19 protein-coding genes and 3 pseudogenes are annotated in these 20,756 nt (G+C 45.2%); 18 read left to right on the top strand and 4 right to left on the bottom strand.

The window, feature by feature from the left end; translation table 11 throughout:
- Positions 1-507 precede the first annotated feature (507 nt).
- The 8 genes and pseudogenes from DW083_RS12720 (at position 508) to DW083_RS22890 (ending at position 6,474) form a co-directional block, all read left to right on the top strand.
- Entirely contained in the window at positions 508-729 is a 222-nt protein-coding gene (locus tag DW083_RS12720) for a hypothetical protein (RefSeq protein ID WP_122332605.1), read from the top strand.
- Positions 730-1,416: 687 nt separating this feature from the next.
- Entirely contained in the window at positions 1,417-2,178 is a 762-nt protein-coding gene (gene surE, locus DW083_RS12710) for a 5'/3'-nucleotidase SurE (protein WP_199659176.1), read from the top strand.
- Positions 2,175-3,307 (top strand): annotated as a pseudogene (lpxB, locus tag DW083_RS12705) (lipid-A-disaccharide synthase). Before surE ends, lpxB begins: the two are co-directional and overlap by 4 nt.
- Before the next feature lie 82 nt (positions 3,308-3,389).
- Complete coding sequence (locus DW083_RS12700; protein ID WP_233552193.1) at positions 3,390-4,103, top strand: NigD-like protein; 714 nt, start codon at positions 3,390-3,392, stop codon at positions 4,101-4,103.
- Between the two features lie 130 nt (positions 4,104-4,233).
- Positions 4,234-4,770: an RNA polymerase sigma factor gene (locus DW083_RS12695; RefSeq protein WP_233552192.1), complete on the top strand. Its 537-nt coding sequence runs from the start codon at positions 4,234-4,236 to the stop codon at positions 4,768-4,770.
- 4 nt (positions 4,771-4,774) lie between these two features.
- On the top strand, positions 4,775-5,323 hold the full coding sequence (locus tag DW083_RS12690) for a hypothetical protein (RefSeq protein WP_122332603.1): 549 nt from the start codon (positions 4,775-4,777) through the stop codon (positions 5,321-5,323).
- A gap of 9 nt (positions 5,324-5,332) precedes the next feature.
- Complete coding sequence (locus tag DW083_RS22895) at positions 5,333-5,977, top strand: hypothetical protein (RefSeq protein ID WP_233552191.1); 645 nt, start codon at positions 5,333-5,335, stop codon at positions 5,975-5,977.
- Positions 5,974-6,474: a hypothetical protein gene (locus DW083_RS22890; RefSeq protein WP_233552190.1), complete on the top strand. Its 501-nt coding sequence runs from the start codon at positions 5,974-5,976 to the stop codon at positions 6,472-6,474. Before DW083_RS22895 ends, DW083_RS22890 begins: the two co-directional genes overlap by 4 nt.
- Positions 6,475-6,589: 115 nt before the next feature.
- On the opposite strand, the gene DW083_RS12680 is transcribed toward DW083_RS22890, so the two are convergent.
- Together DW083_RS12680 and DW083_RS12675 are read right to left on the bottom strand one after the other, a co-directional pair.
- On the bottom strand, positions 6,590-7,441 hold the full coding sequence (locus tag DW083_RS12680; RefSeq protein WP_122332602.1) for a DUF1080 domain-containing protein: 852 nt from the start codon (positions 7,439-7,441) through the stop codon (positions 6,590-6,592).
- Positions 7,442-7,467: 26 nt separating this feature from the next.
- The gene (locus DW083_RS12675; RefSeq protein ID WP_122332601.1) at positions 7,468-8,952 is read right to left on the bottom strand and encodes a Gfo/Idh/MocA family protein; all 1,485 of its coding nucleotides are present in this window, start codon (positions 8,950-8,952) and stop codon (positions 7,468-7,470) included.
- Between the two features lie 287 nt (positions 8,953-9,239).
- Here DW083_RS12675 and DW083_RS12670 point away from each other — a divergent pair, with 287 nt between their 5' ends.
- The 7 genes and pseudogenes from DW083_RS12670 (at position 9,240) to DW083_RS12640 (ending at position 14,471) form a co-directional block, all read left to right on the top strand.
- A complete protein-coding gene (locus tag DW083_RS12670; protein WP_115500773.1) occupies positions 9,240-9,467 on the top strand; it encodes a DUF4492 domain-containing protein in 228 nt (75 codons plus the stop codon).
- A gap of 12 nt (positions 9,468-9,479) precedes the next feature.
- Positions 9,480-11,030, top strand: coding sequence for a cytochrome ubiquinol oxidase subunit I (locus DW083_RS12665; protein ID WP_122332600.1), 1,551 nt, complete (start codon positions 9,480-9,482; stop codon positions 11,028-11,030).
- A 30-nt stretch (positions 11,031-11,060) separates the two neighbouring features.
- Positions 11,061-12,215, top strand: coding sequence for a cytochrome d ubiquinol oxidase subunit II (locus DW083_RS12660; RefSeq protein ID WP_115500771.1), 1,155 nt, complete (start codon positions 11,061-11,063; stop codon positions 12,213-12,215).
- Positions 12,216-12,488: 273 nt separating this feature from the next.
- Positions 12,489-13,402: pseudogene (locus DW083_RS12655) on the top strand (ribonuclease Z).
- A gap of 113 nt (positions 13,403-13,515) precedes the next feature.
- Positions 13,516-13,752: a hypothetical protein gene (locus DW083_RS12650; RefSeq protein ID WP_233547729.1), complete on the top strand. Its 237-nt coding sequence runs from the start codon at positions 13,516-13,518 to the stop codon at positions 13,750-13,752.
- Positions 13,743-14,060 (top strand): type II toxin-antitoxin system RelE/ParE family toxin, encoded by a 318-nt coding sequence (locus tag DW083_RS12645; RefSeq protein ID WP_233552189.1) that lies wholly within the window; start codon positions 13,743-13,745, stop codon positions 14,058-14,060. The genes DW083_RS12650 and DW083_RS12645 overlap by 10 nt, the downstream gene beginning before the upstream one ends.
- A 66-nt stretch (positions 14,061-14,126) precedes the next feature.
- On the top strand, positions 14,127-14,471 hold the full coding sequence (locus DW083_RS12640; protein ID WP_115500768.1) for a T9SS type A sorting domain-containing protein: 345 nt from the start codon (positions 14,127-14,129) through the stop codon (positions 14,469-14,471).
- An 816-nt stretch (positions 14,472-15,287) separates the two neighbouring features.
- Here the strand turns inward: DW083_RS12640 and DW083_RS23505 are convergent.
- Complete coding sequence (locus tag DW083_RS23505) at positions 15,288-18,212, bottom strand: DUF6383 domain-containing protein (RefSeq protein ID WP_122332599.1); 2,925 nt, start codon at positions 18,210-18,212, stop codon at positions 15,288-15,290.
- A 758-nt stretch (positions 18,213-18,970) separates the two neighbouring features.
- Between DW083_RS23505 and DW083_RS12630 the strand changes: the two genes are divergently transcribed.
- From DW083_RS12630 to DW083_RS12620, 3 genes and pseudogenes are all read left to right on the top strand, one after another.
- Positions 18,971-19,240, top strand: coding sequence for a DUF3791 domain-containing protein (locus DW083_RS12630; protein WP_122332598.1), 270 nt, complete (start codon positions 18,971-18,973; stop codon positions 19,238-19,240).
- Positions 19,234-19,727, top strand: a pseudogene (locus DW083_RS12625) (DUF3990 domain-containing protein). The gene DW083_RS12630 and the pseudogene DW083_RS12625 overlap by 7 nt, the downstream one beginning before the upstream one ends.
- A 2-nt stretch (positions 19,728-19,729) precedes the next feature.
- Complete coding sequence (locus DW083_RS12620; RefSeq protein ID WP_122332597.1) at positions 19,730-19,945, top strand: DUF3791 domain-containing protein; 216 nt, start codon at positions 19,730-19,732, stop codon at positions 19,943-19,945.
- A gap of 78 nt (positions 19,946-20,023) precedes the next feature.
- On the opposite strand, the gene DW083_RS12615 is transcribed toward DW083_RS12620, so the two are convergent.
- Positions 20,024-20,755, bottom strand: coding sequence for a response regulator transcription factor (locus tag DW083_RS12615; RefSeq protein ID WP_005634267.1), 732 nt, complete (start codon positions 20,753-20,755; stop codon positions 20,024-20,026).
- Between the last annotated feature and the right edge of the window lies 1 nt (position 20,756).

The following is a 20,756-nucleotide window of genomic DNA, read 5'->3' as shown; positions in this document are numbered from 1 at the left end:
ATAGAAATAAGAAATTTCTTTGAGGATATAGTTGCAGGTTTAAAACTTATGCCTATTTTTGTACCTGAAATATGACGAATCTAAACGTACGTTTTCGTTAGTCATTCTCTACATCCCACATAATCTACTATACATCAATTATTTATATCCTCTTTTCACCCGGTTTTCATGTAAAAATTCGAGGATTCCTTCGCTGCCCGTTTTTCCAGATATCTCACTGTTTATCAATATTTTATATTTTTGGGATTTCTTTGGCGTAAAGGCTCTTTTCAGGCGTTTTTCGAGAAAAGCGAATCAACTCGTCTTTTTTTGTTAATTATCAGCATCCCCATTTAATTATTTTAAGTCTCAATCTCCAGCCGCAAATTCCATGCCCATGGAAATCTAATTGCATGGGCATGGAATTTCGAACGGATGGGCATGGAAGCTATTTCCGATTTTCAGAGAGGGGAGGCTTATTGTATAAAACGCTTTTTTTACCTTCGGAAGAGGTCCGAAATCAAATAAATGTTAATCCACTTTTCAGCCGCCAAAAAGGGGCTTTTTCCTCTTTTCCGGAAGTTTTTTGCCGGGAAGTCAACCTTTATTTCATTTTCCCGGAACTTTATCGCCCTGAAGACGGTCGCCATACCCTATGAAGACGGTCATCATTCCAATGAAGACGGTCGCGAGAGCGATGAAGACGGTCGTCGTGGTGACAAGCTCCCGAAACTTCTTTTGAATATTTGAGACGCTGTCCGTCTCTGTCTCGAAATATTCGATTCTCCGGGAGTTAAGGTTTATCACTTTGACGACATTTCCGCCGTCCGGCAATCAAACTGCACACATTTCGAGACGGGCTCGGCACCTCATTCCGCCTATTGTCAGCCGGGAAGGCAAAACGCTGAAAAGAGTCAATCCAAAATGGATCAAGATTTCAGGCGAAATAGAAAAACGGTCAAAATGGGGGTTATTGTAATTCATCAGGTTTACAAAGGCTCACTTTTTCTTTTCATTGGCATATTGGCACATTGGCATATTGGCACATTCACTCATTGGCTCATTATTTTTGAAGAGAAAGCAACTGTCTGTGTGGTTAAAAGCAATTGTCTTCGCATTCAAAAGTAATTGTTTTTGTGATTACGGACAATTGTTTTCTTTCCCGGATCTCATTATCGTAAAAAGAAGAAAAAAGGAACTGTATATATTTTATATTAATATATATGGTAGGGAAAAACCGCTTTTAGTTCAGGACATGGCTACGAACTTTGAACATCAATGTTTACATAAAACCGTTTTTCGTCCAGTATAGAAAAACGATATCGTATATCCCATTTTGCCTTATATGATCATATTTGGTATGATTACAAGGAAAGGCAATGCTTATTTTTGCAAATAGCTTTTTAGTAAGTATATTTGTATGCAATAAAAAAAGACATGATGAACGATAGACCGCTTATTCTGATAACAAATGATGATGGTGTTGAAGCTAAAGGGATAAAAGAGTTGACCGAATGTCTCCGGGATTTGGGAGACATCGTAGTGTTTGCTCCGGACGGCCCCCGTTCGGGAATGGCAAGCGCGATTACTTCGCTCATACCGATCAAATATACATTGATCAAGCAAGAAAAAGGGCTGACGGTTTACAGCTGCACGGGGACTCCGGTGGACTGCGTAAAGCTGGCGATCAACGAAGTGCTGGACCGGAAGCCCGACCTGCTTGCCTCGGGTATCAATCATGGCGGCAACCATGCGATCTGCGTGCACTATTCGGGTACGATGGGCGCAGCGGCGGAAGGATGCGTATTCGACATTCCGTCTATGGGCGTATCGCTCCTGGATCACCATCCGGATGCCGACTTTACGGAATGTTGCCGCCTGGGACGCATGCTGGCACGACGGGTCATAAAAGAGGGCCTGCCGCACGGTACTTATTTGAACCTGAACGTCCCCAACACTCCGAATGTGAAAGGTCTGAAAGTCTGCCGCCAGGCCGACGGCCGTTGGGTGAAGGAATTCAAACGTTCGGAAAACGCATCGGGCGAACCGGTATTCTGGCTCACCGGATCATTCGAAAACGCGAAACCGATCCACCCCGACAACGACACGCAGGCATTGGATAGCGGCTACGCTTCGCTTGTCCCTTGCAAGATTGACGTGACGGACTATGATTTTTTAGATAAGCTAAAAAACATATGAAATATTTTTTGATCGCTGGAGAAGCTTCCGGAGATTTGCATGCATCGAATCTGATGGCGGCATTGAAGGAGCAGGATGCGGAAGCTGATTTCCGCTTCTTAGGAGGCGACCTGATGCAAGCTGTCGGAGGCACGTTGGTGAAACATTACAGGGAGATGGCTTTCATGGGCTTTATCCCCGTACTGCTCAATCTGCGTACGATCCTCCGCAATATGAAAGCCTGCCAGGAGGAAATCCGGAATTACAAGCCGGATGTGGTGATCCTGATCGACTACCCGGGCTTCAACCTGAAGATTGCGAAGTTCGTAAAGACGCAATTGGGACTGCCCGTCTATTATTATATCTCACCTAAAATATGGGCCTGGAAGCAATACCGCATCAAGGATTTCCGCCGCTATGTGGACCGGATGTTCTGCATCCTGCCCTTTGAAGTGGAATTCTTCCGCAAACTCGATTATCCGGTGGATTACGTCGGCAACCCGTCTGTCGACTCTGTGGCCTATTATAAGGAAGAGCAGGCAGCGCAACCCGACACGTTCCGTGTGGACGAACAGCTCGACGAACGCCCCATATTGGCATTGCTTGCCGGTAGCCGCCGCCAGGAAATTAAGGAAAACCTCCCGACCATGCTGGAAGTGCAGCCGCCTATCCCACACACCAGCCGGTAATAGCCGGCGCTCCCGGCCTGGAACCGGAGTTTTACAAGCAATATATAGGCGAGGCAAACGTCCGCATCGTTTTTGGCAAGACCTATCCCCTTTTGCAGCATAGCGACGCGGCACTGGTCACCTCCGGAACGGCAACGCTCGAAACCGCCCTCTTCCGTGTTCCGCAAGCCGTCTGCTATTATGTTCCGGCCGGCCGTCTGGCAAGTTTCATTTTCCGGAATTTCTTCCACACGAAATACATCTCGCTGGTCAACCTGATTGCGGGCCGCGAAGTGGTGCAGGAACTTTTCGGAGCCCGCTTCTCGCGCCGGCAGATAGACGAAGAGCTGGGACGCATTCTAAACGACAGCACCTATCGCGACCATATGCTCGAAGGCTACGACGAGATTATCCGGCTGCTCGGCAAACCCGGCGCATCCCGGCGGACAGCAACACTTATCTATCAATCACTGAAGCATTAACATCTTTTATAAACCATCTTTGCAGCATTTCACGATCATCCGGCATCTTCCTCTATAGAAACAAAAAATAATAATAATTTAGATGATACATGCTATGAAGACGTTGAAGACATTTATGCTTCTGTTTGGAATCCTGTTAGGTTCAACCACTTTTTATTCCTGTCTGGATGATGATGACAGTTACAGCGAGTTTTGGAAAGACAAAGCACAGGCCATTGTAACGGTTAAGCCATTAACTGACAATACCTACTACATGCAGTTGAACGACAGCATTACGTTGTTCCCGACCAACTCGTATGTGCCACAAAACTTAAAAGAAATACGTGCATACGTTATTCTTAAAGAATCAGACAAGGTCGTTTCGGATTATGACAAAGCTGTCGAGGTGATACGGATGGATACGCTCCTGACAAAAGAAATCGCCCCCGATTTAGGTGCGGAGAATGACTCTCACTACGGAACCGATATGCTCGCATTGAACGGCGCCAGCCTTTGGGCCAAAGAAGGTGCTTGGATTGAAGACGGATACGTAACGTTCGATTTTCTGGTCAATAAAGGAGAGAAACATTTCCTCAACCTTGTACAAACAAACAGCGCCGACCCGTACGAACTGGAATTCCGTCATCGTGCTGATAATGGAGGCTATACGTATCAGCCGCTCCCGGGCTTGGTTTCGTTCAAGCTGGATAAGTTGCCGAGCACGGAAGGGAAGACTGTTAAGTTAAAGATAAAATATAAATCCTTCGCAATAAACGATTATAGAACAATCGAATTGGATTACAAATCAAAGGAATAACCTTCCCACATAACTTTTATTTTTATCATTTAGTTCAGGGAGAGAGGCGTCGGGATGATGCCTTTCTTTTTTTTTCTTATTTTTGAGCTATCGGTATGCAACGGTTGTCGCCTGTCTCTCGTTTATATATATGAAAATGGAAGAAACAAATGCACATCTGATCGAGGGGTGCCGGAAAGGAAACCGGACAGCGCAGCTCACCCTGTACAAGCAATTCGCACAGCGATTATACGTCGCCTGCCTGCGTATTGTAGGGAACGCGCCAGAGGCGGAAGAAGCCATGCAGGATGCTTTCCTGAAGATCTTCACCCGTCTGGACCAATATCATGACGGGCAATGTTTCGAAGCATGGATGCACCGGATAGCCGTCCATACAGCCATTGATTACGTAAGACGACAGACACCCGACTGGGTGGAACTCTCCGACAATTATGCCGAACCCGATGACGACGGGCCGGATGAAGAGGAGCTCCAATACTCGGTCGCCCAGGTCAAGGAGGCCTGTAAGAAACTGCCTGCCGGCTACCGCGTAATCCTCTCGCTCTACCTCTTTGAGGGATATGACATGGAAGAAATAGCCTCCATCCTGAAGATCCAGCCGCCAAGCGTACGCAGCCAGTATCTCAGGGCAAAGCGCAAATTGTTGGACATTATAGCAGCAAATTAAGAAAATGGATAAATTAAAGAATTTCATAGACACGAACCGGAAAGCTTTTGAGGATGACCTGTTACCAGAGGGCCACTTCGAACGCTTCGAACAGAAGCTCGCTGCGCCGCGCAAAAGCCGGGCCACACTATACAGCCTTTGTGCTTTTGCGGCAGCAGCCTGCATCGCTTTGCTGTTCCTCTTCAAAATGCCGGGCGGCACACCGCTTCCGCAGCAGAAGCCGGTAGCTTCGCAGCCGCACAAATGCCAGATGAAGGAGGAAATCGAGGAACTCCGGCTCTACTACAATATGCAGATGAACGAAATCATCTCGCAGATGCAGGCGATGTACAAACAACAGCGCATCCCCGGCTCGGAAGAGCTGCTGAAAGAGACGAAACGGGTCCTGACGGACAATTATATGTTCGAAGAGACGGTTCTCCCCACGCTGCCTTGCTCCAACGACGGCCTGTACGCCATGAACCAGCATTACAGCACGAGCTTGGAAAGCCTCAACATCATGCTGGAACAGATGGAGAAAATGGAAACGAATAAAAAAGTAAATCAGAAATAAACAATCAAAATGAAAGCAATTCACCAACAATCAGCCATCGGCAAACAGGCGGTCATCCGTCCTTGCCTCCTTATGCTTCTCATCTTGTTCTGTGCGCTTCCCGGTTGGGCAAGCAAACAGGAAAGCATCAAGAAGAAAGAATATAACAAGAGTTTCAATGTCGGCAAAAACGACCTTCTGCAAGTGGACAACCGCTTCGGCAACATCACCATCACGCACTGGAACAAAAACGAAGTCTCCATCCGCGTCGCAATCGAAGCCAAGGCGCGTAATGAGGACAGGGCGCAGGCAGCCCTCGACCGCATCAGCATCCGGATGGAAAAGATGGGAAACACGGTTTCGGCTGTTACGACGCTGAGATCGCAGAACGGGAATAATAACTCCAACGAATCGTTCACCATCAACTACTATATCAACATGCCGGCAGAACTGACATGCGATCTGACGCAGAAATACGGTAACATCTATATGCCGGAGAACAACAAGGGGAAATGCGACCTCCATGCCAAATACGGCAACATCAACGGTGGTAACTTCACAGGCCCGCTGAATATAGAAGTGCAGTATGGCAACCTGGATATCGCAAACGTCGACAATGCGACGTTAGATCTGCCTATTGCGGCAAAGCGAACCTCCAAAACGCCTCCCAGTTGAATGTCGACAGCAAATATTCCAACCTCAACCTCGGAAATGTCCAGAAGATGAACATTGAGGCCAAATACGGCAAGATTATAATGGGAAGGCTTAACAGCGGCTATCTGGAACTGAAATACGGCGAATGCAGGATGGAAGAATTGAAGCAAAGCATCACGGTTGATGAGCTAAGCTACAGCACGCTGACCATCAAAGACCTTGCTTCCAACTTCGAAAAGATAGATGTAGATGCCCGCTACGGAAACCTGAATATTTATACCGACGTAAACGCTTCTTTCCGCGTTGTCGCCAATAATATGAAATATGGTAATTGCAGCATCAAAGGCGGTTTCAATGTACAATCCCGCCGCGTAGAAGAAAATTCTTCAAGCGACTTCGACAGCCGCAGCGAACAGAAGAACAAAAACAACTACGTCCTCGATGTCAACAACGGCAAGAATGGCCGTATCAATTTCGAGGGCAACAGCTACAGCAATATCAAGGTGATGGCGAAATAATAAATATGCCAATGTGCCAATGTGCCAATGTGCCAATTAAAAAAGGTTGGACAAAAAAATCCCCGGTATCTGTTTGGATACCGGGGATTTTCTATTTGATCAAAGAAACGGCTGATTAGTCGAGTTCTTTAATTGTGATGTTACGATACCAAACGTCATCGCCATGATCCTGCAGACCGATGAAACCTTCTTTGTTTTCACCACCGCAGTTCAGCAACAGTTCGTATGCCAACGGCCATTTGTCTTTGCTAAACTTGCTCTTATCCAGCATTTCTTTCCACTGCTGTGTCCACAAGTGGTATTCAACAACCGGTTCGTCGTTCTGATAGTGAACAACTGTACCTTTGTAGCACATGATCTTACCTTTGTTCCACTGACCGAACGGTTTAGAGTTCTGTGGCTTAGCCGGGATCATGTCATACAATGAAGCAGACTGACGGTTACCGTCCTTACCTAACTTGGCATCCGGATGGTTTTCATTGTCGAGTACCTGATATTCAGGAGCAGAGATGTAAGATTTCTGACCTTCTACTTCTTGGATCATATACAAAACACCAGAGTTAGAACCTTTACCCACTTTCCATTCAAATTCAAATTCATAGTTTTTGAACTTGTGAGCAAAAATCAGATCGCCACCATCTTTAGCACCAGCTTCACCGGCACCGGAACCTTTGATATGGATTGTTCCGTCTACAACTTCCCAAGCATCAGGAACATCTGCGCGGTCATAACCTCTCCAACCATTGAATGTCTTTCCGTCAAAGAGAGAAATTTTTCCATCTTTGTCTTTCGGGAAAGTAGACAGGTCAACTGTCGGCAGTTCGTCCATGATTCTGTATTCAGGAACGGCTGCTTCTGTTGTTGCCTCTTCTGCTGGAGCGGCAGCTTCTTCTGTTTTTTTACCGCCACAAGATGTGAAATAACACATCATCACTGCGGCACTTGCTAATAATACTGACTTTTTCATTCTATTTTATCTGTTTAAAACAATTATCACGGCATAGCAGGCAAGTTCCAGCCTTCACGATAGTTATGCTTGATCAATTCTTCAGCGAATTGTTTAGCAGGAACCGGATCAGTCCAGATCTTGTTAAATTTCGGGTCACCGTCGACGATCTTGAAGTCGTCTTTCTTAATGATCTTAATTACTTCGTCGTCCTTGATATTGGTGAACTTCATGTTAGGACCATCCCACAGCAGCTCTTTGTTCAGTGTCTGCAAACGGATTGCCAATACACCCATAACCACCATTTCGTTCATCGGGCCTGACATAGAGAAATCAGACTTAGTCATTACACGGCTGCTCGGGCTTTCTTTACAAGCGCGGATCCAGTCTTGTTCGTGACCGCCACCCATAGCGTTTTCTACGCGACGACAAACTTTCGGAGCATTAGGTACACGACCTGACAACAACCAAGGTTTCTGTCCATAGCAGCCACAGATCAACGTGTCTTTTGTACCGTGGAAGATACACAAGCCACCACCCGGGCCCATCAGTTCCATACCTTCAGGGAATCCTTCCGGACGATCCGGCATCATACCGCCATCATACCAATGCACTTCAACTTCCGGCAGACCCACCTTCGGCATATTGTCACGAGCCGGGAATACCATTTTTACGTGCTGTGCGTTAGGAGCGCAGTCAGCCAGCAACAGAGTAGAAGAACCCTGTACTTTGATAGGATAACCTAAATTCAGGGAAGTAAATACCGGCTGCATGATATGGCAAGCCATATCACCCAAAGCACCTGTACCATATTCCCACCATCCGCGCCAGTTCCAGGGATGATATATTTTATTGTAAGGACGAACTTGTCCGGGGCCTGTAAACAAATCCCAGTTTAGGGTAGAAGGAATCTTATCTGCCTTTTCAGGAGCGTTCAAGCCCTGCGGCCAGATAGGACGGTTAGTGGCACATTCCACTTTCGTTACTTCACCGATTTCACCGTTCCAGATCCATTCGCAAACCAAATCCGTACCTTCGGAAGAAGAACCCTGGTTACCCATCTGAGTAGCTACGTTGTACTTCTTAGCCAACTTTGTCAGCAAACGGGATTCGTAAACCGAGTGGGTCAACGGTTTCTGAGTGTAAGCGTGTTTACCCATTGTCAATGCATCGGCAGTGATGATGGCGTGTGTATGGTCGGCAGTAGCCACCAATACAGCGTCAATGGAATCACCCATTTCGTCATACATCTTACGATAGTCCCAATACTTCTTTGCATTCGGATGGCGATCGAAAGCCGGTTTTGCATATCTCCAGTCAATATCGCAAAGAGCTACGATATTTTCTGTTTTTTCCATGTTCTTAAGGTTGGCATTACCCATACCACCAACACCGATAGCAGCAATATTCAACTTGTCAGTCGGAGCTACATATCCATGAGATTTACCAAGAACGGAACCTGGCACGATAGAGAACGCTGCGGCAGCAACGGCTCCTCTTTGAAGAAAAGATCTTCTTGAAATGTTCGACATAGTAATAATTTTTTATAGATTAGCACTTAATTATAATATTCGATGTGATTTCTCGTCATATAAAAACACAAACTGACGCAAATATAGCCAATGCGAAAATAACGGCAAGTCTTCCTTCGGGCTTTCTTTATCAAAATAGTTTTTTTTAACAGTGATTATAGACAATATCTATTTTTTCATAAATAATATCTATGCTTTTAGGGGAAACCGAATTAACGCATTGCCTATATTTGTAGATAGAGAAAACTAATTCACTTGATTTTCTGTTATTAAGATACGATACCAACATGGAAAAAGAACCAATACACATACGAATTTATCATTTTTACCTGGAAGGATTCCGCGAAATGAAACTGGGTAAAACGTTGTGGCTAATCATATTGGTCAAGCTCTTCATCATGTTTTTTATCTTAAAACTGTTTTTCTTTCCTAATTATTTAGGGAAGTTTGAAGGAGATTCCGCAAAGGAAGAGCACGTTTCAGGTGAATTGATCAACAGGGCAATTACTCCTTAAATTATAATAATCATGATCGCAAGCATTGACACTTCATTGATTGACTGGTCGAGGGCGCAATTCGCTCTCACCGCCATGTATCACTGGCTTTTCGTCCCCCTGACTCTGGGGCTCGGCGTTATACAGGCCATCATGGAGACCATCTACTACAAGACAGGTAACGAATTTTGGAAAAAGACAGCGCAGTTCTGGATGAAGCTGTTCGGTATTAACTTCGCCATCGGTGTGGCCACCGGGCTTATCCTCGAATTCGAGTTCGGGACCAACTGGTCTAATTACAGTTGGTTCGTCGGGGACATCTTCGGCGCCCCGTTAGCCATAGAAGGAATCCTGGCTTTCTTTATGGAAGCAACGTTCATAGCCGTTATGTTTTTCGGCTGGGACAAGGTCAGCAAACGTTTCCACCTGGCTTCTACATGGCTGACGATCATAGGAGCAACCCTTTCCGCACTCTGGATTCTGATTGCCAATGCCTGGATGCAGCATCCGGCAGGCATGCAGTTTAACCCGGATACCGTTCGCAACGAGATGTTCGACTTCTGGGCGGTTGCCTTATCACCCGTCGCCATCAATAAATTCTTCCACACCGTACTCTCCGGCTGGGTTGTGGGAGCCGTATTCGTAATCGGTATCAGCAGTTGGTATCTGTTGAAGAATCGGGATAAACAATTCTCACTCGAAAGCATCAAAGTCGGTGCCATCTTCGGCCTCGTAGCCTCTATCCTTATTATATGGACAGGCGACGGCTCGGCCTACCAGGTAGCGCAGAAACAACCGATGAAGCTTGCTGCAATGGAAGGGCTCTACGAAGGCGGCAACGGCATGGGACTGGTTGCCATCGGCATGCTGAACCCCGACAAGACAAGCTATAAGGACAACGAAAATCCGTTCATCTTCGATCTAAAGCTTCCTAAACTCCTATCCTTTCTTGCCGAGCGCAAAGCGGACGCCTACGTACCGGGTATCGTCAACCTGATCGAAGGCGGCTATACGACAAACAAAGGAACGACAGCCCTCTCTGCCGCCGAAAAGATCGAAAAAGGACAGATTGCCATCCAGGCACTTGCCGACTATCGCAAGGCCGTGAAAGACAAAGACCAGGTTGCCGCGAAGCAAGCCCGTACGCTGCTGGACGATAATTTCGCCTACTTCGGATATGGATATATCAAAGATCCGGCCGACCTGGTTCCGCACGTAGGACTCACATTCTATTCATTCCGCGTCATGGTGATCCTGGGCGGATATTTCATTCTCTTATTTATCATTGCCCTGATATGGAGCAAGAAAGACAAGTTTGCCGATGCCCGCTGGCTGCAATGGGCAAGCCTGTGGACCATTCCTCTGGCCTACATAGCCGGGCAAGCCGGCTGGATCGTAGCCGAAGTGGGACGCCAACCCTGGGCCATCCAGGACATTCTGCCGACCAGTGCATCCGTCTCCAAACTGGCCACCTCGTCGGTACAGACTACTTTCTTCCTCTTCCTCCTTCTCTTCACCGTCCTGCTGATTGCTGAGATCGGCATAATGGTGAAAGCGATTAAGAAAGGACCTTCAGTAAAATAAGAATTATGAATTAAAAATTAAAAGAGCGCTATGGATAGTACATATATATTATTACAGCATTACTGGTGGTTCCTCGTTTCCCTGTTAGGAGCACTATTGGTTTTCCTGCTTTTCGTACAGGGCGGACAGTCTTTGCTTTTCACCATCGGCAAGACGGAATTGCAGCAAAAGATGTTATTGAACTCGACCGGGCGTAAATGGGAGTTTACCTTCACGACACTGGTCACTTTCGGAGGTGCGTTCTTCGCCTCTTTCCCTTTATTCTATTCGACCAGCTTCGGTGGCGCCTACTGGGTATGGATGCTGATTCTCGCTTGTTTCGTCCTGCAGGCCGTGTCGTACGAATACCAGTCGAAAAAGGGAAACCTGTTAGGTAAAAAGACCTACCAGGTATTCCTGTTGCTCAACGGCATTCTGGGCCCGATCCTGCTCGGGACAGCTGTCGGGACGTTCTTCAACGGAGCGGAGTTTATCGTCAATAAAGGACAACTGACCGATGTCGCCATGCCGGTGATTTCCACTTGGGCGAACCCCTGGCACGGGCTTGAAGCGGCCTTTGTGTTCTGGAACGTATGCCTTGGATTGGCCGTGTTCTTCCTGGCACGTATCCAGGCGTTGCTTTACTTTATTAATAATATAGACGATGCGGAGATTACGGTAAGATGCCGCAAACATCTGGTGATAGAGACGGCACTGTTCCTCGTATTCTTCCTCACCTTCCTCGTACACCTGCTTTTTGCGGATGGTTTTGCAGTCAATCCGGAGACAAAAGAGGTGTTCATGCAACCGTATAAATACTTCACCAACCTGATTGAGATGCCTGCCGTAACGGTGATACTGCTGGTCGGTGTCGTAGGTGTTCTCTATGGCATTATCCGTACGATTTTGCCGGGGACATGGAAAAAGGGAATCTGGTATTGCGGGACAGGTACGGTACTGACCGTGTTAGCCTTGCTGCTTTGCGCCGGTTGGAACAATACGGCTTATTATCCGTCCATTGCCGACCTGCAAAGTTCGCTGACGATCGAGAATAGCTGTTCCAGCCCGTTCACGTTGAAGGTCATGAGTTACGTTTCTATCCTCGTTCCGTTCGTCCTGGCGTATATATTCTATGCCTGGCGTGCACTCGACCTGCGGAAAATTAATGAGAAGGAAATGGAGAGTGATAAGGGGCATACTTATTAACACCCCCTTGTAAAACAAAGGAAACGGCGAAGCTCACGCTTGGCCGTTTCTACATTTAACCGTTTTAAACAAAAAGAAAAAGTTAGTTAAGGCTTAGATGAAAATATCTTAAGTCTTTTCTACTGACTCTAAATAGCTTCCATTCGAGGACAGCAAACAAATATATAGAATACCTGCCATCCTCGGAACAATCTTCCCGCATTTTTTGTTATTTTTCACAGAACGCCAATGCTTTTGTATTATCTTTGCAATGAAATATTCCGATGAAACCTCATGGCAGATTTTAGCATAAATATATTGGGATGCGGCTCAGCGTTACCTACCACGCGGCATCTGGCAACTTCTCAGGTAGTTGATTTACGAGATAAATTATATATGATTGATTGTGGGGAGGGTACACAGGTACAGATGCGCAATATGCGTGTCCGCTTCGGCCGTCTCGCCCATATTTTCATCTCCCATCTGCATGGCGACCATTGCTTCGGCTTGCCCGGACTGATCTCTACGCTCGGCATGTTAGGACGTACCGGCGAACTGGTCGTACACGGTCCGAAGGAGGTGGAGACCTACCTCCGTCCGGTGATGGATTTGTTCTGCCGGGGCATGGAGTTCGACGTCCGTTTCAACACCGTAGACACCCGCAGCCATTCGTTAGTGATGGAAGACCGCTCATTGTCGGTCTGGTCTATTCCCCTGAAACACCGTATCCCCACCTGCGGTTACCTCTTTGCCGAAAAGCCGAAGGAGGCGCATATCATCCGCGAGATGACGGATTTCTACCAAGTTCCCGTCCGCTGCATGAAAGACATCAAGCAGGGACAGGATTACGTCACTCCCGAAGGCGAAGTCATCCCCAACGCCCGCCTGACACGTCCGGCAGCAGCGCCTAAGCGGTATGCGTTCTGCTCGGATACAGCCTACAACCGTTCCATCATCCCTATCATCGAGGTGTCGACCTGCTTTATCACGAAGCGACCTTTGCCGAGTGCGACCTGGCACGCGCCAAAGAAACCTTCCACTCCACCGCCCGCCAAGCAGCCGAGATAGCCCGCGATGCCCAGGTGAAACGCCTCGTCATCGGCCACTACTCCGCCCGCTACGACGACCTCACCGACCTCCACCGCGAAGCCGAAGCTGTCTTCCCCGGCACGATCCTGGGGAATGAGGGGATGGTGATACCGGTGTGAGATGAATTATGAATTAAAAAATAAGGAGGGAAGGGGGAGTGTTCCGGGATTATTGTATCTTTGTGGAGATATCAATACATAAAAAAGAAAGAGAGGATATAATCATGACAGCTATGGAATTAGAACTTAAAAAGAGCAAACTGCAAAAAGCAATCAGTATGCTCGACTCAGAAGAGGATGTAAACCGGGTGGAAAAATATCTACATCGCATGGTTCGTCGCGAGCAACCGCCTTGCCAATATACGATCGAAGAACTTAAAAAGCATCTGGAAGAGGCGGAAGAAGACTTTAGGATGGGAAGGTATTATACAAGTGACGAATTAAGAAAAAGACACCCACTATGCAAATGACCATCAAATGGAGTAAATCTGCCAAAAAAGACCTTGACAATATTTACGATTTTTATTCCAATCATAGCGAAATGCTCGCGACCAAGATCTATAACAGCTTGATTGATGATGCAGATCGGCTTCTTCAATTTCCATTTATGGCTCCTAAAGAGCTTCTGCTAACGGATGAAGCCAAAGAATATCGTTCATTAATATCCAACAAGCATTATAAAATCATCTATTATGTAAAAAGAAACACCATACGGATTGCCGCCGTCTGGGACTGTCGGCAAAATACAAAACGGCTGAAAAAGCTATTTAATCATTAATATTCCAGATGCTTCATTATTATCCAAAAAATATTCCTACATTTGTACGAAATTAGGGTTTGGAATATGAAAGTACTATTTTCAATCATTCTATTGCTGGCTGTATGGGCCGGTTGTCCGCTTGAGGTGATGGCACAGCAGGCGAATACAACTGTGTCTACGACCACCACTACTACAGCCGCCAAAGAGAAGGATAAAGACCCGGACTCCATAGAGATAAGCGCCTACGACAACAAGATCGTGGTAGAGAATGCGCCGGCAGGCAGCAAGCTCGAGATCTACAGCGTGGTAGGCATCCGTGTGAAAGAGATTCCGATGAAGCAACCCTCCGGCGAATACGCCGTAGATATTGCCAAAGGGTACTACATCGTCCGTATCGGCGATACTGTCCGCAAGATATCCATCCGCTAATCTTCCTTTCAGGTTCAACAAAAAGCCCAACAGGCCCATTACAAATTCAAGGATTCGTCTAAGTTTGTTCTTTTGTCTAAAACTCACAGATAAATTATTTACAGCTCACTTTTGGCAAATAGTGAATCAATAACGGATAACCCCGGTCCTCTATTGCATGTTACGGCTGTATTCCTTTTATGTCACAACTGTCTTCTTTCTATGTTACAGTTGGATTTCTTTTGTTTCACGGCTGTAACATGAATAGCGGGTAGGTATGGAAGGAGCACACATTCCGCGTCGTTCATTCTATCTGCCGGGTTATTCATTCCTTTACGGCACTATAACCCCATGAAGGACTGCAATACCATTTCGCAGGCGATCTTGACGAGGCAGGACCTTCACGCTTACTTATACAGATACAGTTGTAAGAATGGGGATGTGTCAAAAGTCCTATTTATAGCGTCTGCGTCCTGGCGGGCTTGACCCGACATCTCATTCTAATCACTGTAAATCATTTAGTATGAGGTTACGGGGCAAGCCCGCAATGACACGCTAAAGCGTTAAAACTTGCTTTTGACACATCCCCACGAAACACTATAAAACGACAAAGCCCCGGAAGTGTTACCATCTTTCGGGGCTTGTCTTTTGTGGGCTTTCACTCTTCACAGGGCTACTGGCCACATTGAACTTTTTAAATTCAATATACTTTAGTATTATTAATATTAAATCTGACCGCTTGTTCGCCTGTCGCAGGGTAATTGGCGTTGATCGAGACGGACAGCCGTCCGTCTCTACAAACCCGCGCGGTCGAATTATTTAATTATAAATTCATTCTTATTTTACGATTGCTTTTACAGCTTCTTCGCCTTCGATAGCAACTACGACTACACCGGCAGGAGCAGCGATGGTTGCGTTGTCAGAAGAGATTACTGTGTTAGCAACTGTCTGGCCTAAGATGTTAGTGATAACAACTTTCTTGCCGGCAGCACCGATGATCTGAACATTACCGTTACCGGCAATCACTTTCACTTCAGATACTTCAACACCTTCGTTGGCTGTAGGAGCAGAAGTAGTAGTCAGTTTGATCAACTGAGACTTTTCAATACCGTCACTCTTCGGAGATAAGCACAATACATCATTGTATGTAGCCAGATAACCAGCTGCATTTTCTATAATATATTGACCATCTGTTTCAGTGTACTGAATCTTGAACTGGAACTGTTCGATACCAGCCTGTTTGCCTTTATAGCCTACGCTATCACCCTTTTCAAATGTTTCTTTCTGATAGTTAACCAGCAGAGAGTCGCTTGTAGCTTCACGTTTTGCAGGGACGAATGCCAGACGAGTCATACCGTTAGCTGCCTTGTAACCTTCAACATTAGCAGTAACAGAGTCAGTCATTACACGCAAGAAGTTACCTTCCAATTCAGAACCTTCGCCAGCCTTAGCACCCGACAGGATGAAGTAAGAAGGCTGTGTTGCATGGATCTTAGCTGTGTCTACATACAGAGCAAAGTCTGTTGCTACATAATCAGCTTTCAGTTCGCCTTCCTTGCGGAACATACCGAAGCCCTGAGCATCAGCTGCCAACATGTCGCCACGCAGGTTTTCGATGTTGTAGTGACCCTTAGCATCCAGTACATATTCAGGAGCTTTTTCTACCTGTACGGCAAATGCGTTGTTGTTCAGGTTCAAGCCCACTGCTTCCAGAGCTTCTGTAGTAGAGTTTACATTGTACTTAGAAGCACCATTGACCAGGATATATTCACCCTTGTTTTCTGTTTCTTTCAAGAAGAAAGCATCTGCTGCTGCGGCACCAGCTGCACTTGTAACAGAAGTCAGAGCCAATTTACCGGTAGAACCGTTTTTAACTACAACAAACTTCTTGTCTTTAGTATAAATCTTATAAGCCTGATTGTAAAGAGTCTTAACGCCATCAACTTCGGCTGCATCGGTAACTTTACCAAAGCCTACAGCTTCCAACTTAAACAGCTTGCCTTCTTCTGTTGTAGCAACTACAGCAGAGTCTGCCTTCATATTGATGCTACGACCTTCCAAAATACCTGATACATAATCCAAAGAGAATGCATAGTTAGTCAAAGAATCAGCAGTGATATAAGACCAACCCATTGTTGAGTCCTTCAGGTTTACATCTTCCATTGCTTTGATTTCGAATGTATCTGTCAGGTTGGTATAAACATCGTCCTTACCTTCTACTGAATAAAGAGCATCTGTTGAAACTGTATTCAATTCACGATTGATCATCTTAGCGCCGTCAAACACGAACTGCGTAGAAGGCAGGTGAGCAAATACCTTACTTGAATAAGCTTCGCCATAAGCAATAGCAGAAATCGGAGCCACTACCATATATTTACCGGCATGCTCATCACCTGCTTCTTCATTTACATTCTTTACAGAGTAAACCTTCGTTGCGTCGAATAGAGGAGCAGGAGCGGCACCACCGGTGAAGGAGATACGGGTTTCTTCAGGAAGAGCAGTTGCTGCAACTTGGTCAGCGCCTGTTGTCAAAACCAATTTATCTGTAGAAATTCCGGCAAGAGGAGCGATCTGCAATGGGAATGCACCAACAGAAGCAGTCTTGTTTGCCCAAGTTCTCGGAGGAGTTGCACCTGCAACATCATAAGAAGCTGTAACAAACACAGCCACAGAATCGTTTGCAGAAGAAGGATCTGAATAGAAGTTGAATGTATAGGCAGCCTTCGTCAACAATCCATTAGAAGTACCTACACTACCATCTGTAGTAGGTAAAGTATCAACTTTGAAAGTTAACTTAGTTCCATCAGCAGTCGGATTAGCTGCATCATAGCAGATAGTGTCAACATAAGCATAAAGGCTTTTTGTTACATTCGTTCCGCTCTTTTTCGGAGTTAATGTTTTTGCTTTCAGCAATACATCAGAACCAGTTGTTGCAGCTACACCATCTTCATCGTTTACAGCTTCGAAGATAACCCCAGCCAAAGCATTATTAGCAGTAGTCAACTTATTCTTATAAGAGAAAAACAATTGGAAACCTCTGCCTGTACCCAGCATGTTGTTAAGCTCTGTACCTGTCAGTTTTTTTGCTGTAGCACGAACTGGTTTTACTGCAAGGATAGCATTCTTTTCTGTAGTTGCACCTGCAGTCGGTTTAGCATTTCCTTCTGTCATTACCTGAATAATCGGATATTTAGTATTAGCAACTGTTGCTGTACCACCATCGAACTTAACAGCCAAAGACAAAGTAGAGTCTTTTGCCGGAATATAAGAAGTTAATACGGCAGCAGTAGTAGGAACACCTGCGGTTAATGGGCTACCCCAATTAAAGTTCAAAGAACCACTTAACGTTGCATTATCTTTTACACCTGTTACTGTATTGTCATCATAATCATCAGTATTGATAACAAGTGTCGCATCAGTAAGGGCATTACTTCCTGCAGCAAATGAAAGTTGAGCGCCTGTAGCCTTATTCTTAAATACATAAGAATACTCACCGGAAGTCACATCTAATGTATAATCCACTTTCCATAAAGCAGAGTCGGAAGTAGCAAGAGTAGAAGCTGTAGTCATAGCAACAAGAGCCGCTTTACCATCAGTTGTTTCTTCTGTCAAAACCAAGTTCAATGCAGAAGCCGAACCTGTTCCAACACTCTGTGTCTCCAAATGATAATAGTCTCCTTTCACAATGTCTGATTGCGCCATTGTGAACGAGCTTGTAGCCAATCCTAAGACGGCCAAAAGAGTAGAAAACTTTTTGTTCATAATTCTAAAATGTTTAATTAATAATAATGTAACTAATATGTATTTCGTTCTATCTGATAACCCTTGTACTACAGGACTTTTAACTTAACTCCGGTAAAATGACGAGAGAAAACGTACGTTTATTTTAGTCATTTTTTCGGTACTTCTTGGAGGGTTCGTGTGGAAAAGAAGTACTTTCGTACAGGTTAAGCTATCTAATTGATAAGAAAGGATATAGAAAAGGGAAAAATCTTCGGGAAAAGGATTGCAGGTTTAAAAAGTATATGTATTTTTGTATTATAAAAATGACGAATCTAAACGTACGTTTTCATTAGTCATTCCAAAAAGTCCACCTATCTAAATAACAATCAACAATTTACAATCATAAAAACAGCCTAAAATAAGGACGAAAATCCCCTCTTTTCAAGCAATACACATATGTGCCTATATCAATAATAAACTAAAGGATATCAACCATATATCTATCCAAAACATCCCTTCCGCCCTAACTATCAAAACATGCCAAAATATCCTTTTTTATGAAGAAGGGTATTTTCCTCATCCACCAAAAGTTAAGAAAACACAAAGTCAGAAAGTCTCCAATGAGGCATCAGTACGCCCACAGCAGCCTTGTATCTCCACATCAGCATATTGGCCCAGCAGCTTGAATACCAGATAAAGGACAACCTAATTGGTGTTCGGTCAAAAAAGAAAGATAGATTCACCCATATTGCAAGTTCCTTTATTATAATTACCTTTGTAACAAAAGTATCCAAGCTATGATATTTACACCTAAAACGGAAGAAGAGTTGAGAACGATATTTGTAGCCTCCTGCGTAGAGTCCGCTGCAAATGCGGTGGGATGTCCTGCAAGGGAAATGTATGGCCGGATGAAGCGCATAGGTCTGATAGATAATTATATCTGGAAGTTCTACGACACGCTTCACACACAGAGTCGCGAATACGTTACCGAAGACGTTCTGGAAACCTTGTCGCTCTGGGAAAAGAAAGCAGGAATAAAAGAAGAGAAAGGAGAAGGAATATGTTGACGGTCTATCATGGTTCGATGTTGACGGTTAATCGCCCGTTGGCAAAGGCAGGACGCCTAATCTGGACTTTGGAAGGGGATTTTATGTAACAGATATCCGGGAGCAAGCCGAGAGATGGGCCTTACGGACAGGGGGGCGATATAACGAGCCTCCGTTGTTAAATATTTATCAACTGGATATAGAAACCATCCGGGTAAAATATCGTATGTTGAAGTTTAACGATTACAACAAAGAGTGGTTGGACTTTATCGTTGCAAACCGCAAAGGAGAAAGAACATGGGCTAATTACGACTTGGTGGAAGGAGGCGTAGCTAACGATCGGGTAATCGACACAGTAGAGGCCTATATGATAGGAAATATGACTCTCGAAATGGCATTAGGACAATTAGCACAACACCAACCGAACAATCAGATTTGCCTTTTGAATCAGGAAATGATAGATAATCATCTTCATTTCATTAACGTTGAACAAGTAAAAGAGAAATAACGATGCTGTCACCCCTTTTAATGTGGAATAAAATCGGCCGGATCGCATTGATCCTGGCAAAGCGCTTGGAGGTATCTCCCCTACGCGCCTTAGATGTGTTTTACAACTCCCATGTATGCGACCGTATGCACGATCCCCAAGAAGAGCTCTATACTTTCAGCGACGAATATATCGCTGACGAAGTGATGCTGGAATTACAACGATTTTCATACTATTAAATAAATAAAGCCCCGGTCGCAAACGATGCAGCCGGGGCTTATTGATTTTTCTACGGATTCTTTTTAATCGTTGCCTGATTAAAGAACCTGGATGCCTTCTTCGCGGGCAGCTTCTTCTCCGGAAGGAGTGATCAGCTTGTAACCTTTACCGTGGATGTTGATGATTTCGATTCCCGGATCATCTTTCAACAGTTTACGAAGTTTCGTGATATACACGTCCATGCTACGGGCATTGAAGTAGTTATCATCTACCCAGATTGTCTTCAGGGCATAATTACGTTCCAGGATTTCATTTGCATGAGCACAAAGGAGACTCAACAGTTCGCATTCCTTAGTTGTCAGCTTCGTAACCTTATCACCGATAGCCAAAGTTTGTTTCTGGGTATCGAACAAGAAGTTACCTAACTTGTAGAAAGGAATATCTTTCATCTTCTTACCTTTCACACGGCGAAGGATAGCTTCGATACGAAGCAACAGCTCTTCCATGCTGAAAGGTTTTGTCAGATAATCATCTGCACCGATTTTGAATCCTTCCAGGATATCTTCCTTCATAGTCTTGGCTGTAAGGAAGATTACGGGGATATCAGGGTTGATAGAGCGGATTTCCTGTGCCAGTGTGAAACCGTCTTTTTTCGGCATCATCACGTCAAGTACGCAAAGGTCATATTTACCTTTGGTGAAACCTTTGTAACCGGCTTCTCCATCGGAGAAGAGGTCAGTTACATAACCTTTTGCCTGTAAGTATTCTCTTAATAGCATACCCAGGTTCTCGTCGTCTTCGCAAAAGAAGATTTTCAGCTTTTCTTCCATA

It is taken from the genome of Parabacteroides sp. AF48-14, from assembly GCF_003477465.1.
Lineage (GTDB): Bacteria > Bacteroidota > Bacteroidia > Bacteroidales > Tannerellaceae > Parabacteroides > Parabacteroides acidifaciens.
The sequence above is the reverse complement of the archived record's forward strand: the minus strand, read 5'-3'. Positions and strand labels throughout refer to the sequence as shown.

Excerpts from the sequence above, each read along its gene's own strand:
- DW083_RS12720 (WP_122332605.1), top strand. The coding sequence starts at position 508 with ATGTTAATCCACTTTTCAGCCGCCAAAAAGGGGCTTTTTCCTCTTTTC.
- DW083_RS23505 (WP_122332599.1), bottom strand. The coding sequence starts at position 18,212 with ATGAACAAAAAGTTTTCTACTCTTTTGGCCGTCTTAGGATTGGCTACA.
- DW083_RS12620 (WP_122332597.1), top strand. The coding sequence starts at position 19,730 with ATGCTGTCACCCCTTTTAATGTGGAATAAAATCGGCCGGATCGCATTG.
- DW083_RS12670 (WP_115500773.1), top strand. The coding sequence starts at position 9,240 with ATGGAAAAAGAACCAATACACATACGAATTTATCATTTTTACCTGGAA.
- DW083_RS12690 (WP_122332603.1), top strand. The coding sequence starts at position 4,775 with ATGGATAAATTAAAGAATTTCATAGACACGAACCGGAAAGCTTTTGAG.
- surE (WP_199659176.1), top strand. The coding sequence starts at position 1,417 with ATGATGAACGATAGACCGCTTATTCTGATAACAAATGATGATGGTGTT.
- DW083_RS12660 (WP_115500771.1), top strand. The coding sequence starts at position 11,061 with ATGGATAGTACATATATATTATTACAGCATTACTGGTGGTTCCTCGTT.
- DW083_RS12630 (WP_122332598.1), top strand. The coding sequence starts at position 18,971 with ATGATATTTACACCTAAAACGGAAGAAGAGTTGAGAACGATATTTGTA.
- DW083_RS22895 (WP_233552191.1), top strand. The coding sequence starts at position 5,333 with ATGAAAGCAATTCACCAACAATCAGCCATCGGCAAACAGGCGGTCATC.
- DW083_RS12675 (WP_122332601.1), bottom strand. The coding sequence starts at position 8,952 with ATGTCGAACATTTCAAGAAGATCTTTTCTTCAAAGAGGAGCCGTTGCT.
- DW083_RS12665 (WP_122332600.1), top strand. The coding sequence starts at position 9,480 with ATGATCGCAAGCATTGACACTTCATTGATTGACTGGTCGAGGGCGCAA.
- DW083_RS12615 (WP_005634267.1), bottom strand. The coding sequence starts at position 20,755 with ATGGAAGAAAAGCTGAAAATCTTCTTTTGCGAAGACGACGAGAACCTG.
- DW083_RS12680 (WP_122332602.1), bottom strand. The coding sequence starts at position 7,441 with ATGAAAAAGTCAGTATTATTAGCAAGTGCCGCAGTGATGATGTGTTAT.
- DW083_RS12645 (WP_233552189.1), top strand. The coding sequence starts at position 13,743 with ATGCAAATGACCATCAAATGGAGTAAATCTGCCAAAAAAGACCTTGAC.
- DW083_RS12640 (WP_115500768.1), top strand. The coding sequence starts at position 14,127 with ATGAAAGTACTATTTTCAATCATTCTATTGCTGGCTGTATGGGCCGGT.
- DW083_RS12650 (WP_233547729.1), top strand. The coding sequence starts at position 13,516 with ATGGAATTAGAACTTAAAAAGAGCAAACTGCAAAAAGCAATCAGTATG.
- DW083_RS12700 (WP_233552193.1), top strand. The coding sequence starts at position 3,390 with ATGATACATGCTATGAAGACGTTGAAGACATTTATGCTTCTGTTTGGA.
- DW083_RS12695 (WP_233552192.1), top strand. The coding sequence starts at position 4,234 with ATGAAAATGGAAGAAACAAATGCACATCTGATCGAGGGGTGCCGGAAA.